General features: G+C 60.9%; 12 protein-coding genes. 3 read left to right on the forward strand and 9 right to left on the reverse strand.

Annotated features, from left to right (window positions below):
• Positions 1-89 precede the first annotated feature (89 nt).
• On the forward strand, positions 90-2,426 hold the full coding sequence (locus JFU58_RS15015; RefSeq protein ID WP_201141043.1) for a putative bifunctional diguanylate cyclase/phosphodiesterase: 2,337 nt from the start codon (positions 90-92) through the stop codon (positions 2,424-2,426).
• Between the two features lie 61 nt (positions 2,427-2,487).
• Here JFU58_RS15015 and JFU58_RS15020 read toward each other — a convergent pair whose 3' ends face one another.
• Positions 2,488-4,905 (reverse strand): glucose/quinate/shikimate family membrane-bound PQQ-dependent dehydrogenase, encoded by a 2,418-nt coding sequence (locus JFU58_RS15020; RefSeq protein ID WP_201141044.1) that lies wholly within the window; start codon positions 4,903-4,905, stop codon positions 2,488-2,490.
• 101 nt (positions 4,906-5,006) lie between these two features.
• Positions 5,007-6,344, reverse strand: a complete 1,338-nt coding sequence (locus JFU58_RS15025; protein ID WP_177070791.1) for a carbohydrate porin — start codon at positions 6,342-6,344, stop codon at positions 5,007-5,009.
• Between the two features lie 551 nt (positions 6,345-6,895).
• Here JFU58_RS15025 and JFU58_RS15030 point away from each other — a divergent pair.
• Positions 6,896-7,279 carry a DUF1640 domain-containing protein gene (locus JFU58_RS15030; RefSeq protein ID WP_201141045.1) on the forward strand — a complete coding sequence of 128 codons (384 nt, stop codon included), beginning with the start codon at positions 6,896-6,898 and terminating at the stop codon, positions 7,277-7,279.
• 44 nt (positions 7,280-7,323) lie between these two features.
• Here JFU58_RS15030 and JFU58_RS15035 read toward each other — a convergent pair whose 3' ends face one another.
• Positions 7,324-8,574: a 2-aminoadipate transaminase gene (locus JFU58_RS15035; RefSeq protein ID WP_201141046.1), complete on the reverse strand. Its 1,251-nt coding sequence runs from the start codon at positions 8,572-8,574 to the stop codon at positions 7,324-7,326.
• An 89-nt stretch (positions 8,575-8,663) separates the two neighbouring features.
• Complete coding sequence (locus tag JFU58_RS15040; protein WP_207198318.1) at positions 8,664-9,530, reverse strand: LysR substrate-binding domain-containing protein; 867 nt, start codon at positions 9,528-9,530, stop codon at positions 8,664-8,666.
• Between the two features lie 194 nt (positions 9,531-9,724).
• Between JFU58_RS15040 and JFU58_RS15045 the strand changes: the two genes are divergently transcribed.
• The gene (locus tag JFU58_RS15045) at positions 9,725-10,753 is read left to right on the forward strand and encodes an amino acid ABC transporter substrate-binding protein (protein ID WP_201141047.1); all 1,029 of its coding nucleotides are present in this window, start codon (positions 9,725-9,727) and stop codon (positions 10,751-10,753) included.
• Between the two features lie 5 nt (positions 10,754-10,758).
• On the opposite strand, the gene JFU58_RS15050 is transcribed toward JFU58_RS15045, so the two are convergent.
• The 5 genes from JFU58_RS15050 to JFU58_RS15070 form a co-directional block, all read right to left on the reverse strand.
• Positions 10,759-11,772, reverse strand: coding sequence for a sensor domain-containing diguanylate cyclase (locus tag JFU58_RS15050; protein WP_201141049.1), 1,014 nt, complete (start codon positions 11,770-11,772; stop codon positions 10,759-10,761).
• A 139-nt stretch (positions 11,773-11,911) separates the two neighbouring features.
• Complete coding sequence (locus JFU58_RS15055; protein WP_201141050.1) at positions 11,912-13,831, reverse strand: alkaline phosphatase D family protein; 1,920 nt, start codon at positions 13,829-13,831, stop codon at positions 11,912-11,914.
• 113 nt (positions 13,832-13,944) lie between these two features.
• Entirely contained in the window at positions 13,945-14,151 is a 207-nt protein-coding gene (locus JFU58_RS15060; RefSeq protein WP_177025463.1) for a hypothetical protein, read from the reverse strand.
• A 112-nt stretch (positions 14,152-14,263) separates the two neighbouring features.
• Positions 14,264-14,542, reverse strand: a complete 279-nt coding sequence (locus tag JFU58_RS15065) for a hypothetical protein (protein WP_201141051.1) — start codon at positions 14,540-14,542, stop codon at positions 14,264-14,266.
• On the reverse strand, positions 14,532-15,320 hold the full coding sequence (locus JFU58_RS15070) for an MlaA family lipoprotein (RefSeq protein WP_201141053.1): 789 nt from the start codon (positions 15,318-15,320) through the stop codon (positions 14,532-14,534). Before JFU58_RS15070 ends, JFU58_RS15065 begins: the two co-directional genes overlap by 11 nt.
• Between the last annotated feature and the right edge of the window lie 32 nt (positions 15,321-15,352).

Consider the following 15,352-nt stretch of genomic DNA (forward strand, 5'->3'; position numbering starts at 1 on the left):
ATTTGACGCCGGTTCAGCTGTCGCGAGGGACGCGTATGACGAAGGGACATTTCGGCTGGAGGGGACAGGCGCTGCCAGAGGGCAACAAAATGAGGTGGCGCCATACATTTCAAACCCGGATCGCCGGGGTGCTGGCGCTGCTGTTACTGGTGGTGGTGGCTGCGGTGTACTTCGCCGTGAAGACCGCGACCAATAGCGCCGTGGAAAACCAGGCCCAGGTGCAATTGGAAACGGGCAGCCAGGTGTTCGAGCGCTTGCTCGACCTGCGTGGCCGGCGTCTGCAATACGGTTTGAACTGGCTCACGGCAGACCTGCCCTTCCGCCAGTCTGTCGCCGAGGGCGAGCCCGCCGAGATTCTCGCTGCCCTGCGCCGGCATGGCACCGGCCTGACGTCCAGTGAAGTGTTTGTGCTGGGCCTCGACGGCAGGGTGATGGTCAGCACGTTACAGGCGTTGACCCCCGGGCAGGCCTTTCCCTACAACGACGCCTTGCGCCAGGCCCGGCGCAGCGGCCTGCAAATGTTGATCGTGGCCCTGGATGGCCGGCCTTTTCTGCTGGTGCAGCAGGAAGTCGTCGACCCCACACCGATTGCCCTTGTTGTCATGGGCTTGCCTATGGACGAAATCTTTGCCAGTGAATTGCGCTCCATGAGCAACCTGGAAGTGTCGTTCCTCAGTGTGCAGCACGGCCAGCCTGGCGAATTGTTCAGCACTCAGCCCGAGGCATTCCAGACATCAATTACCAGCGACTTGCAGGCTCCGTACATCAATCCTGAGGCGCAACTGAACCTGTTTCACGGCCAGCGTTATCTCAGCCAGGTGTTGCCTTTGGGCAACACCGCAGAGGGCGGTGAGGTGCGGGTGCTGCTGCAAAGTCCTCTGGACCACGCCCTTGAATCCTTCGCGCCGCTGGATCGGCAATTTCTCGCGATCGCCCTGGTGGTGCTGCTGGTGTCGTTGGCGGGCGCTTTGTTTTTGGCGCGGAGAGTTTCGCGTCCACTCAATGCGCTGGTGCAGGCGGCCGAGCGTATCGGTGCCGGCGACTACCGGACGCCGGTGCGGGTGCGCAGCCATGATGAGTTCGGCCTGTTGGCCGAGGCCTTCAACGCCATGCAAACCGGGATCGCGGTGCGCGAGCGGCAACTGGCCCACAACGCGCTGCACGACCCGCTTACCGGCCTGCCCAACCGGGCGCTGGCCATGGAACGCCTCGGCAGTGCCATCAGCGCCGGTCGGCCCGTGGTGTTGCTGTATCTGGGGATTGAGAACTACCGCGTGATTAACGAAGGCTACGGCCCGGAAGGCGTGGAAGAAATGCTCCGCGAAGCCAGCCGCTGCCTGCTGTCGAGCCTCTCGGCCAGTGACACCGCTGCGCGCATCACCGGCAGCGAGTTTTTGCTGTTGCTGGAAAACACCGAGATTGACCGCGTCGTGGCCCTGGCTGACCGCTTGTATGGGCTGCTGACCGAGCCCCAGCGCATTGGCGGTGATGAACTGCGCCATGAAGTGAGCATCGGCATCGCCGCGTACCCGGCCGACGGCCAGCAGGTTGAAGAGCTGATCAGCCGCGCCGCCATTGCCCGTCACGATGCGGCAGCGTTCCCGGGTTATTTACAGATTTACCAACAGGACCGCGACCTCGCTCACCAACGGCAGATCAGCCTGATCCGTGACCTGCGCCGGGCGCCGGCGGAGGGCGAGTTGTACCTGTGTTATCAGCCTAAGCTCGACTTGCACCATGGGCATGTGAGCCAGGCCGAAGCACTGTTGCGCTGGCAACATCCGACCCTCGGGCTGGTATCGCCCGCCGAGTTCATTCCCTTGGCCGAGCGCACCGGCAGCATGGGCAACCTTACCCACTGGGTGATCGAAGAAGCCATTCGTCAATTGGCCGAGTGGGAGGTGCGCGGGTTGCAGGTGCAGTTGTCGGTCAACATCTCGGTGGATGACCTGGCCGATGACAGCCTGGCCCTGCGGGTGACCGAGCTGTTGGCGCACTACGGCGTATCGGCCCGACGATTGATCTTCGAAATCACCGAAAGCGCGATCATGCACAACCCGGTTCAGGCCCTCAGCGTGCTGGAGCAACTGCGCGGTTGTGGCATCAGCCTGTCGGTGGACGACTTCGGCACCGGCTATTCATCCCTGGCGCAACTGCAACGCCTGCCGGTGCAGGAGCTGAAGATCGATCAGTCATTCATACGCAATCTCGACAGTACCTCCGGCGACGGCGTGATCGTGCGCTCGACCATCGAAATGAGTCACAACCTGGGGCTCAAGGTGGTGGCTGAAGGCGTGGAGTTCGAGCCCAGCCTCAAGCTGCTCAAGCTCTGGAAATGCGACACGGCCCAAGGCTATTTGATCAGCCGGCCATTGAACGCCATGGCTTTCGAAATGTGGATGCGCCGCGAACGTGTGCCGGTGTGAAACGCACAAAAAAAGGCGGCTACCCATAAGGTAGCCGCCTTGTTATTACCACCGGTGTTACTTAATCCGGCAGTTTAAACGCCATCACATAGTCGCCCTGCTTGGTGCCCAGGGAACCATGACCGCCGGCCATGACCAGCACGTACTGCTTGCCGTCCTTGCCGGTGTAGGTCATCGGTGTGGTTTGCGCGCCTGCTGGCAGGCGGCCTTCCCACAGTTGCTTGCCGTTTTTCACGTCATAGGCACGCAGGTACTGGTCAAGGGTACCGCTGAGGAAGGACACGCCACCGGCAGTGGTGAAGGTCCCGCCCAGGCTTGGTACGCCCATGGTCAGTGGAATCGGGACCGGCGAGCTGTCACGCACGGTGCCGTTCTTGTGCATCCAGATGGTCTGGTGGTTGGTCAGGTCGACCGCGGCCACATAACCCCACGCCGGCGCCTGGCACGGCAGGCCCAGTGGCGACAGCATGGCTTCGAGGATCACGCCGTACGGCGCGCCTTTGTTCGGCTGCACGCCTTCGGTTTCGCTGACCCGTGGGCCTTGCTTGGCGATGTCGGCGGCCGGGATCAGTTTCGATTTGAACGCCATGTAGCTCGGGTTCACGAAGGCAATCTGGCGCACCGGGTCGACGGAAATGCCGCCCCAGTCGAACACGCCAAAGTTACCCGGGTAAACGATCGAGCCTTGCAGCGATGGCGGGGTGAACGGACCGTCGTAGCGCATGGATTTGAAGTCAATCCGGCACAGCATCTGGTCGAACGGCGTCACGCCCCACATGTCACGCTCCTTGAGGGGCGGTGGCATGAAGTTCAGGTCGGATTTCGGTTGGGTCGGTGCGGTGTGATCGCCGGCCACTGCGCCTTGCGGTACAGGGATTTCATTGATCGGCACCACGGGCTGACCGTTGGTGCGGTCCAGGGTGTAGATGCTGCCTTGCTTGGTCGACGCCATTACCGCTTTTTTCACGCCGTCAGCGGTCTTGATGTCGATCAGCGAAGGCTGGCCGCCCACGTCCATGTCCCACAGATCATGGTGAGTGAACTGGAAGGTCCATTTCACGTGGCCGCTATCGATGTCCAGGGCAGTCAGGCCGGCGCTGTACTTCTCGGAATCCGGAGTCCGGTCGCCGCCGTACTGGTCGGGCATCTGGTTACCCATCGGCAGGTAGAGCATGCCGAGTTTTTCGTCCACCGCGAACATCGACCACATGTTTGGCGAGTTGCGGGTGTAGGTCTTGCCCTCGGCCAACGGGGTAGTGTCGTCCGGGTTGCCGCTGTCCCAGTTCCACACCAGCTTGCCGGTGTGCACGTCGAACGCGCGGATCACGCCGCTAGGCTCGTCGGTGGAGACGTTGTCGGTCACGTGACCGCCGATCACTACCAGGTTCTTGGTAACAGCCGGTGGCGAGGTGGAGTAGTAACCGCCTGGGGCGAAGGTGCCGATGTTGGCACGCAGGTCGACCTGGCCCTTGTCACCGAAGTCTTCGCACATCTTGCCGGTGTCGGCGTTCAGGGCGATCAGACGGGTGTCGGCGGTAGGTACGAAGATGCGTTTCGGGCAAGCATTCGGCGCGGCGGCCGGGCTGGCGCTGCCAGTCGGGCTCTGCTCGGAGGCATACACGGCATCATCGTGATACGACACGCCACGGCAGGTCATGTGCGCCCAACCTTTGAAGTTTGCAGCGCCTTCGGTGCTGATCTTCGGGTCGAAACGCCAGATTTCCTTGCCGGTGTCTGGATCCAGGGCAATGACCTGGCTGTGAGGCGTGCACACGTAGAGCATGCCGTTGACTTTCAGCGGGGTGTTTTCCGCGGTGGTTTCACCGGGATCGCCTGGGCCAGGGATGTCGCCAGTACGGAACGTCCAGGCTGGCACCAGCTTGTGGGCGTTTTCCGGGGTGATCTGCGCGAGTGGCGAGTAACGATCACCGAAGGCCGAGCGGCCATAGGAGTTCCAGTCACCATCGGCCTGAGCTGGCGCGGCGCTGGCCATGCCTGGCACCGCATCGCGGTCCAGTTGGCCTTTCTTGACCATGGCACCCGGGTCGGTGAATTGGCTGGCCAAGGCGGCGGCACCGGCCAGTACGACGGCGACGCTCAGGGCGCCAGTGCCTAGCGGCGAGGCTTGGCCACGCAGCAATGGACGGCGGAACCACGGGAGCAGCATGACGATGCCGAGGGCGAACAGCAGGGCCAGGCGCGGCACCAACTGCCACCAGTCCAGGCCGACTTCCCACAGCGCCCAGACGGTGCTGGCAAACAGCACCAGTGCGTACAAGCCCAGCGCTGCGCGGCGTGTTGCCAGCAGCAACAGACCGGTGACGGTGATGCCGAGACCGGCCAGCAGGTAATACAGCGACCCGCCGAGCATGCTCAGCTTGATCCCCCCGGCCAACAAGGCCAGGCCCATTATCAGCAGCAAGATCCCCAGCAGCCTGGGCAGCAGGCGACTTGGACTTGAAGCACCATCAGTGCTCATAGTGTGGTTCTCCGTTACGTTTTGAATTGGTTGCGCACAGTTCACTGTAGATGACGTTCCGGCGCAGGCATGGTTCAGGGCAAATTAGGTTTATTCAGAAATCAGAAGGAACTTTGCAGCTTGATCCCGCCAATCAGCGCGTCATCCACCTGGGCAACGGCCCCGGGGTGACGGATGTATTGCAGGTTCGGGCGTATCGTCAGCCAGTTGGTGACGTGCACGCCGTAATAGAGTTCGGCGCTGTATTCGGTGTGTTGCAGGGGCAGGTAGGCCGGGTCATCGAAGTCGAAGACGGCGCGGGCCTGGTTGGTCGCCTCGGCGTTTTTGCGATAGGCCGGGTTGACGTGCACCCGGGCGACGGCAAAGCCGATATCGTCCTTGGCGCGCGCATCGAACAGGCCCTTGTAGACCACTCCCGCCTGCACGTAGTTATCCACAGCGTTGGTTTTCTTGTCGTGCATTGTGCCGTTGGCGAACACGCTCAAGCCTCGCGAATGGTCGCTGGCCAGGCTGGTGACTTGCTGCTGAACCCCCAGCCACACCCCGTGTTTGCTGGAGGCGCTGCGATAGGCTTCGCCGCTGAGGGCTGCCGGCTGGTCGTTGCGGTCTTTATAGACGTCGCTGGCTTTGGCGCTGCTGTAGTAGTAACCGGCGCGGTATTCGCCGGGCAGACCGTTCAGGGTGGGCGTCCACACCAGTTCCACCGGGAGCAGGGTTCCTTGGGTGCCGCTGCCACTGAGCTTGAAGCCATTGCCGCGATCCAGGTTGGACGGATTCTGTTCATAGGCGCCGACCTGAGCGTACAACTCAGGCGTCAGGTGATACTTGATCCGCAACGCCCACTGGCTCACCGGCCAGTTGTACCAGATGCTGCCCACCCAGTTGCCGACCTGGGAGCCGCAGAACGCGAGGTTCTGGAAGTCGCAGGGGAAGCTGTTGAAGTCTTCGCCTTCGCCAAAACGCCCGGCCTTGATGTCGAGTTTCTGGTCGAAGAACTTCTGCTGATACCACATCTGTGTCAGGCGCCAGGTCTGGCCACGGCCCCAGACTTCCTGGGACGAGGTGAACCCGCCCACACGCTGATCGTTAACGCGGTCGTTAGTGATGTTGTTGCCGCTGCGCTCGGTCACCGTCAACTGGAACTCCGCGTCATGCCAGCCGAGGATCTTCTGCAAATCCAGGTGCGTACCCAGGCCGAACTGATCGCTGTAGCGCGCGGTGCGGTCGTGGTCTGAGCCGCCGTGCAGGTTACTGCCCATCTCGCCGGTGTAGTCGAACTTGAAGTCGTAGCCTTGTTGAGACAGCGCTGTCCGAGTGCCGCCGAAATCACCCAGCATCCAGGGTGATTCAGCGTCAAAGGCAGGGGCGGCCTGGGCACAGGTGGCCAGACCGAATGGCAGCAGCACAGCGCACAGGCGCAGGTTTGGGAAAGCAGGCATAGGCAAAATGGGGTCTTAATATTTTATGGTTTTGAAACGCCAACAGCGGCCTGGCGCGTTCGCACAAAGGCGTTGAACACGGGCGGACGATGTTTTATGGAGTGATGAAACGTTTCACTTTGTTACTGACAAGGATAAAGCGCTGGCGAGGGGAGAGAAAGGGCTAAACGGAAGATGGATTCTTTCGGATTTGGTAATAGTGGGTTGGGGCGTCGGATTTGGTAGCAAACTGTTCATTGGTTTGCGTTTGAAGGCGTGGTTTTCTGCGTCACCAAAATGGATGGAGGGGCGAGATGGACGGCGACGACATGGTGGGTGAGGCAGAGGACGTAACGGCCCGGGAATTAGTCATTATTCTTGCCAGTATCACAGTGCAATTGCGAGACTCGGCTCCGGCATCATCAGCCTGGCCGGCGTGCTCAGACGTAGTGAAGACGCCGATGTAAAACAGGCAGCAGATGAAGCATGGGCGAAGCTGAATGAGTTTATCGACTGCATGGAGGGTGTAGCTGATGGATTGAATGCTTTGACCCAGAAGAAGGAGGCCGGAAATGGCGAATGACCTCAAGGATAATGTGAGCTATCTTCGCCAGCAGTACCGTCAAGGTTCGTCATCAGGCTGCGACCGCAAAGGCGGCGCAGGCGGTGGGGGCAACGGAGGAGAAAACGATTTGGAAAAGGGTATTTCGCAAGTTGAGGCAAGGCTGGAGCGCGTCGAAACGAAGCTGGATGGCATGCAAGAGCACATGACTACCAAGTCCGATCTGATGCAGACCAAAATCGACCTGCTTGAAGCGACCTCTAGATTGGATCTTTCAATCGCCAATTTCAGAACGGATATGCAATCGTTGGAAACCCGGCTGTTGAAATGGTTTGTCGGAACGGCTGGAGCCTTGTCTGCCATCGCATTTGGCGTCGCCCGACTCGTTCACTGACGCTTTCCGTTCGAAGCCCGGCTCCCTGCCGGGCTTTCTGGCTTTTAAGCCAACTTCGCCAAACACCCCTCAAGAATATCCAGCCCTTCCTCCAGCACCGCCGCCTCGATCGTCAACGGCGCCAGCAGCCGGATAATGTGCCGTGATTTACCGCTGGGCATCAGCAGCAAACCCGCGTCGCGGGCCAGGGCCAGCAGTTGGGTCAGTTGTTGTGGTGCCGGGCTGCCGTCGGCATTGGCCAGTTCGATACCACGCATGGCGCCCACACCGCTCAAGCGGCCGAGGTACGGCGAGAGCTTTTTCGAATGCCATGATTCATAGCGGCTGACGATGGCTTCCTCCTGCTGCGTGCCCCAACTTTTCAGGTGTTCATCAGTCATTTCACCCAGGGTCGCCAACGCCGCCGCGCAAGCAATCGGGTTGCCGGAATAGGTGCCGCCCAGGCCGCCTTTGGGCAGGTTGTCGAGCAACGTTTTGCGACCGACTACTGCGCCGAGCGGCACACCGCCGGCGATGCTTTTGCCCAGCAGAATCAGGTCCGGCTCGATCCCCAGGCGTGAGAACGCGAAGCGCTGGCCGGTACGGCCGAAGCCGGACTGAATTTCATCGGCAATCAACAGGATATTTTTCTCGTCGCAAAAGCGGCGCAGGGCCTGGGCGAATTCCATGTCCAGGGTCAGGAACCCCCCTTCGCCCTGCACCGGCTCGATGATGAAACAGGCCACGTCGTCGACGTCGATTTCCACGCTGAACAGGCGGTCCATTGCCTTCAGCGCTTCGCCGCAGGTCACGCCGTTGTCGCGGCTGGGGAAGGGCAGGTGGAACACCGGCCCCGGCAGTACGCCGACTTTTTGTTTGTACGGCGCGACCTTGCCATTGAGGTTCAAGGTGGCCAGGGTGCGTCCGTGAAACGCCCCGTCAAAGGCAATGACCGCGGTGCGACCCGTCGCGCCGCGGACGATTTTCAAGGCGTTTTCCGCCGCTTCCGCGCCACTGTTGGTGAGCATTCCACTGACCGGGTAGTCCACCGGAATGAACGCGGTGAGGCGGTCCATCAGTTCGATGTAGGGCGCGTGAGGCGCGGCGTTAAAGGCGTAGTGGGTGAGTTTGGTCGCCTGCTCGCGAATCGCCTCGACCACACGCGGATGGCAATGACCCAGGTTGAGCACGCCGATGCCGCCGACAAAGTCGATGTAGCGCTTGCCCGTGGTGTCCCAGACTTCGGCGTTCTTGCCGTGGCTGAGGCTGATGGGGTGGACGATGGAAATCGACTGGCTGATGGTTTCGCGGCTCATGGATCCGGGACTCAAGAATGGGATGCGTCCTTTTATCTAAGCCGTGAGCCGCCTTGTCCCGCAAACGAAATAAAGTCGCCGGGTCATTATTAAAAGTCGGGATGTGCTGTGAGGTACTCCACCATCCAGCTCAAAAAGGCCTTCACTTTCGGAATCTCCCCGGCATGTTCGGCATGGGCGATAAAGTGCGCGCCGGCGCTGGGCATCGTGTAATCCCAGGGGATCATCAGGCTGCCGTTCGCCAATTCCTCGGCCACCAGATACTGCGGCACCAACGCCACACCGTACCCCGATTGGGCTGCGCGAATGCACATGTAGAACGTGTCGAAGCGCGGCCCGTGGTAGCTGTTTTGCGAGTGCAGGCCTTGTTCCAGAAACCACTCGTGCCAGGCTTCCGGACGCGAGGTGCATTGCAGCAACGTGTGACGGGACGAGGCGTCGCTGCCAGCGGCAACAAACCCGGGGGCGCAGACCGGCACCACGGCTTCGCGAAACAGCTCGATGCAGGTCGCTCCCGGCCACGATCCCTGGCCGAAGAAAAACGCGATATCCGCCTTGGCCTGCAACACGTCGAACGGCTCCAGTTCGTTGCGCACGTCCAGGTGGATATTGGGATGGCGCGCGGCAAAATCCTTGAGCTTGGGCACCAGCCAGCGGTCACCGAAGGTCGGCTGTGTGGCAATGCGCAGCACTTCGGTTTCGCCACCGTAGGTCAGGATGTAGCGGCTGGAAATATCCACCTGGTTGAGGATCTTGCGTACTTCCTCCAGGTACAGCGAGCCTGCCGGCGACAGGTACAAACGCTGGCGCACCCGCTGGAACAGCGGGTGGCAGAGCATCTCTTCCAGCTGCGCCACTTGCTTGCTCACCGCACTCTGGGTCAGGTGCAGCTCTTCGGCGGCGCGGGTGAAGCTCAAGTGGCGGGCGGCGGCTTCGAAGCACTGCAGGGCAGTCATCGAAGGGGTCAAGCGTTTCGAAATCACGGTATCGCAGATCCTTTCAAATAGCCGAGTTCATTCCAAATCGGAAGGAGCCTTTGCCTAAACGTCGTTTGTGGCCAAGGTGTAAAGCCGTTGATACTGACCGGCAACACTATAAACGGCGCGGGTTTTTGGCGCCGAATAATAAAGACCGACAGGGAGCGCCTTGCATGAAGAACATCAAATCCACGTTGGCGGCATTCACCGCCGCCGCAGTATTGGGCTTGGCCGGCAGCGCGCACGCGGGGGCGACCCTGGATGCGATCCAGAAGAAGGGGTTTATCCAGTGTGGGGTCAGCGATGGGTTGCCGGGTTTCGGCGTGCCGGACGCCAACGGCAAGATGACCGGCATTGATGTGGATGTGTGCCACGCCGTCGCCGCCGCGCTGTTTGGTGATGCGTCGAAAGTGAAGTTCAGCCAGTTGACCGCCAAGGAGCGCTTCACTGCGTTGCAGTCGGGCGAGATCGATCTGATTTCCCGCAACACCACCTGGACCAGTTCCCGCGACGCCGGCATGGGCATGGTGTTCACCGGCGTGACCTACTACGACGGCATCGGGTTCCTGGTGAACACCAAGCTCGGCGTGAAGAGCGCCAAGGACCTGGACGGCGCGACCATCTGCATCCAGGCCGGCACCACCACCGAGCTGAACGTCTCGGACTACTTCCGCTCCAACGGCCTGAAGTACACGCCGATCACCTTCGACACCGCCGACGAAAGCGCCAAGGGCCTCGAAGCCGGCCGTTGCGACGTGCTGACCACTGACCAGTCGGGCCTGTATGCCCAGCGAATCAAGATGGCTCACCCGGATGAGTTCGTGGTGTTGCCGGAAGTGATTTCCAAGGAACCGCTGGGCCCGTTGGTGCGCAAGGGCGATGACGAGTGGTTCAGCATCGTCAAGTGGACCCTGTTCGCCATGCTCAATGCCGAGGAAATGGGCATCACCTCGCAGAACGTCGAAGAGCAAGCCAAGTCCAGCAAGAACCCGGACGTTGCCCGCCTGCTGGGGGCCGACGGTGACTACGGCAAGGACCTGAAACTGCGCAAGGATTGGGTGGTGCAGATCGTCAAGCAAGTGGGCAATTATAGCGAAGTGTTCGAGCGCAACATCGGCCAGGGCAGTGTGCTGAAGATCAAGCGTGGCCTGAATGCGCTGTGGAGCAATGGCGGCATCCAGTACGCGCCGCCGGTTCGCTGAAGGTTTTACTCAGACACGGTGTCCTTGCCCGCCGCCTTGGAGCGATACAACGCCTGATCGGCCCTGGCCATCAGGCTTGTGGGTGATTCACCAATGCTTCGCTCCACCACGCCCAGGCTCAGCGTTACCTTGAAGTTGCCCACGGCGGGCAGCTCCTTGAGCGCACCGCGCATCTGCTCGGCCAATTTCCGCGCGGTTTCCAACGTGCTTTTGGGCACGATCACCATGAACTCATCACCGCCCCAGCGGGCCAGCAAGTCGCCGTGGCGCAAGCAGGCTTCCAGACGTTGCACCACATGCACCAGGGTTTCATCACCGACGGCATGGCCGTGTTGGTCGTTGATCGGCTTGAAGTCATCAATGTCCATGGCAATCAGCGACAGCGGCAGGCGAAAGCGTTGGGCGCGATCGCATTCTTCCAGCAAGACCCGCTCCAGCCGGTAACGATTGGCCACGCGGGTCAACGCGTCACGTTCGGCCAGGGAGCGATTCTCATCCAGTTGCAACTGCAGTTGTTGATTGACCCGCGACAGCTCGCGGGTGCGTTCGGCCACCAGGGCTTCCAGGGATTGATTGCGTCGTTCCAGCTGTTCAATGGACTGTTTGCGTGCCTGAATGCTGCGGTGGGCACCAACCATGCGCGCCACCGAACCGTCGTCGTTACGTGCGATCACGTAGCCACGGTCTTCGATCCACAGGTAGGAGCCGTCTTTCTTGCGGCAGCGGTATTCGGCTTGATAGTGAGTGGTGCGACGGTTGATGTAGTTATCGAACAGCACCATCACCTGAGGGTAGTCATCCGGATGAATCACGTTTTCCCAGGTGAATACGCTGTTTTCCAGGGAGTGATGGGCGTACCCGAGCATTTCGTACCAGCCGGGGTTGCGGTAGACGAAACCGGTGTTGGCGTTCCAGTCCCAGATCCCGTCGCTGACCAGCTCCATGATGGCGTGCAGCATGTCGGCGTTGAGGTCGGTAAAGTCGCTCCTTGAGGGTTCTTGGCCGGATGTATCGTCCATTGCGCGCTCCTTGCGTGGGCTGGCTCTCATGGCCAGTTACTGTTGACGCCGATACTCCGTGGCTGGCGGTACTGTACAACGGCGCTTTGGCGCTTAGAAAGGGGTGCTTTGGTCTAGCTGGGGCTGTGGCCTAGGGCCACTATTTATTGAGCGTCAGCCTTTGATTGGGCGCCACCATCCTCGTTCTGGGCGCCCCACTGGCATTGTGCTGATAGATCGCCTCAGGCTGCCCTTGCTGGTTAAAAAACACCTGGCCGATCCCGGCAGAGTTCCACAGCCGCTCGCCCGCCTCGGCGTGTTCCGGAATATGCGGCACAACCTGCATGGGCCTGCGTCGTGTCAGCCAGTTCAGCGGTGAGCGAGGCGAGTAGAGCCAGCGATTGAGGCGGTCGAACCATTCCAGCAGCCGCGGTGGGAATTCGTTCTTGATGCCGCTGCTGGTGATCTGCCAGATCTTCGGGCCCGCATTGCGGTGGCGGATCAGTACTTCGTAGACGAACGAGTAGTGCACGTCTCCGGACAGGATCACGTAGTTGCCCGGGGTGCGGGAATGGCGAAAGATGTTGAGGATCACCTGCGCTGCACCGCGATGGGCCATCCAGTTTTCCGCGTCCACCAGCAGCGGGTAGCCGCACCAACTGAAGGCCTTCTGCACGGTCTCGATCAGCTTGACGCCAAAGATGGGCGCGGGTGAAACGATGATCGCCGAAGGGTGATCCAGCAGTTCCTGTTGCAGTTCGCTTAAAGCTTCCCAGTCAAGCAGACCCGACGGTTGCTTGAGGTTGAACTCACTGCGCCAGCGCCGGGTGCGAGTGTCGAGTACTACCAGCGCAGGCGTGGTGGGCAGCACGTAGTGCCATTGCTGGAACGTTAACAGTTCGTCTACCAGCTCATCCTGAGCGACCGCATCCAGGTAGTTGCCATGGGCTTGGGCGGTCAGGGCCAGGGTTTTGCCTAGCACTGTGTCAAACGCATCCGGGTTATTGCCCCAGCCCTGGCATAGCATGTAAGCCAGCAGCGCGTTGCCGATGATGCGCTTGGAGAACGGGTGGCCGTAGGCCGTTTCTTCCCATTGGGCGCTGAGGTTCCAGTCGTCGGTGATGTCGTGATCATCGAAGATCATCAGGCACGAAAGGTGGGCGAATACCCTGGCCACGCCACCCAGGCCGTCCCGAAACTTGTCGATCTGCACTTGCTCGTGGGCATAGCGTACGTGCCCTTCGGCGCGCAGTTGAGGCGCTTGCGGGTTGATCAGGCCCCACGGCACGGGCGACCAGGCGAGCAAGTACATTGCCATGACTTCGGCGAAGGTCACCAGGTGGTTATCGGCGCTGCTGCTGGTGAAAATCGGCTTCTTCACGCCGCCAAAAAAACGCTCACGCAAGGTCTCGTTGCTCTCCAGGGCGGGCAACAGATCGGCTCGATGGTAGTAGCTGGCGGCATGCTCATAGAGTGCTGCGCTGTTGTCGACGACGGCACCGTCGAGGTGTTCGTCGAACAGGCCGAGGCGTGTGATCAGCGCATGAATGGCTCGCAGCATTGGCCCTGCGACATCGTCGGCATAGACCTGGTCGCCACTCATCATCAACAGGGCCGGGCGTTCTTCGACAGTGGTCGACTCGGCCAGCAGCCGGTCGACACACAGCAAACCTTCATCGGCGCGGTGGTGAGGCTTACGGCATGAGCCGTGTACCAATTGGTGGATATGGCTGTGCAGGACGAAGTTGGGGCCTGAGGCACCCGGGTAGAGCAGGTGGGGCGCCCACTCTGCGATGCCGGCCCCGTTTACCAGCAGGTCGTAGCCGATGCTCACGTCCTGGGGCAGTGCCTCGGCCAGCGGCACGTCGATCAGGTGGATAAAGGCCTGGCGCCCGACGGGCACGACCTGGCAGCGGCTGGCGTCCAGTTCGATATCCAGCGTCTCGCCTTGGGCGACTTGCAGTCTCAGGGTCAATGCCAGGGCACGACTTCCTACCAGCCACATCACGAGGCGCTGGGGCTCCAGGCGTCGTAGCAGCGGGCCAGCAAGTACGGCAGGAAGGTGGGCGGGTTGTAGCATGAAGGCCACGGCTCATTACAGGTTGGGGGCAAAGGGTAACGCAATGGATGTCAGTGTTTTGTCAAGGCATGAACCCAGTGAGAGGGCAGCGCTGCTGCCCTCCAGTTGGAGAGTCAGGGCAGGCGGCCGCCGCCGAGGTTGTCCAGACCGCCGGAGTTTTTACGACCCCGGTCGCTGGACGAGGCGCCGTTGTAGTCAAGGGTATCCCTCGCTTCGGCGAACGGTTCAAGGCTTCGCTTGTTTCGTACCGGCGCAGGTTGTTCAGTGGGGACCGAGGGGGTGGGCAATTGTGCAAAGGAGCTGTTCATAGCATCGATCATGGCGATGTTCCTTTTTAAAAGAGAGGCTGTCTGCATTGATAGCCAGCGCTATCAAGGAGAGCGAGAAATTACGCATCCCCTGGTTGCCTCGCTATAAACGTCTCGCGTCAAATTATGACGTTGTCAGGTCCACCTTCTTATGGGGTTCATGGGTCGTGACGAATGCTTCTCCCGACGTCATCAGCCAGCGCATTACATCGGCCAGTGCCACGCTGTGTTGGCGCTCGACCCATCGCACACCCTGCGGGCTGTACTGTTCAACATAGCGACTGAGGATCAGCCGACTCTGGTCGCCAGAGAGATGCAAGCGCGTTTCCCGGCAGAGCAGGGCGTTGGCGCCGCGTCTGCGGACCTGATGTTGCAGAATCAGGGAGCTTGAATCAGAAATCATCGCCCGCTCCCTTTGCGCAATCATCGGCCCGGGGCGACGTCGCCCCCTGCTTGCCCTCCAGCACAAAGGCCGCGCGGTGTTCGGCCACCACGTTACGCAAAGCGCTGTAGTAGTCCGGCAACTTTTGCAGGCTGTCGGTCAGCGGCAGCAACGACGCGCGCGTATCCACCGTACCGCCTACCAGGCTGATGGTGTCCAGGGTTTGTACGGTATCGCTGTCGCCCAGCGGCGCCACCAGGAAGTTCAAGACCTTGCCCGCCGCATCGCGGCTGTTGCCGGTGCCCAGCAAAGGCAGTTCCACGATCGGGCCGTTGCCAATCCCCCACACGCCAAAGGTCTGGCCGAAGTCAGCGGTGTGACGGGGAATGCCCAGCGAGTCCGACACATCAAACAACCCGACGATTCCCACGGTGGTGTTCACCGCAAAGCGTCCCAGCGTGTTGACCGAGCGCCGAGGGTTGCCTTGCAGCAGGTCGTTGATAAATACCTTGGGCTCGCTGAAGTTGCTGGCGAAGTTATGCACACCCTGCTGGATAAAATCCGGCAGGTATCGGTAGCCGCGGGCTACAGGCGCCAGGGCATAGTCGTCCACCGCGCGGTTGAAGGCGAAGACGCCCCGGTTGACCGGCTCGGCAGGGTCATACACCGGGTAGGAAACCTGTGCGCAGCGTGTGGTACTCGCCATGTTGGCCGGGCTTGCGCAGCCCGTCAGGTAAGACACGGTCAGCAACAGCACGGCCTGGCGAGCCAGGTGCTGGGGGTACGTCAGCGAGCGCATAAGCACAGTCTCCGGAAAAAGGAGGCCGATGC

The sequence above is a fragment of the Pseudomonas sp. TH34 genome, assembly GCF_016650865.1.
Classification (GTDB): domain Bacteria; phylum Pseudomonadota; class Gammaproteobacteria; order Pseudomonadales; family Pseudomonadaceae; genus Aquipseudomonas; species Aquipseudomonas yamanorum.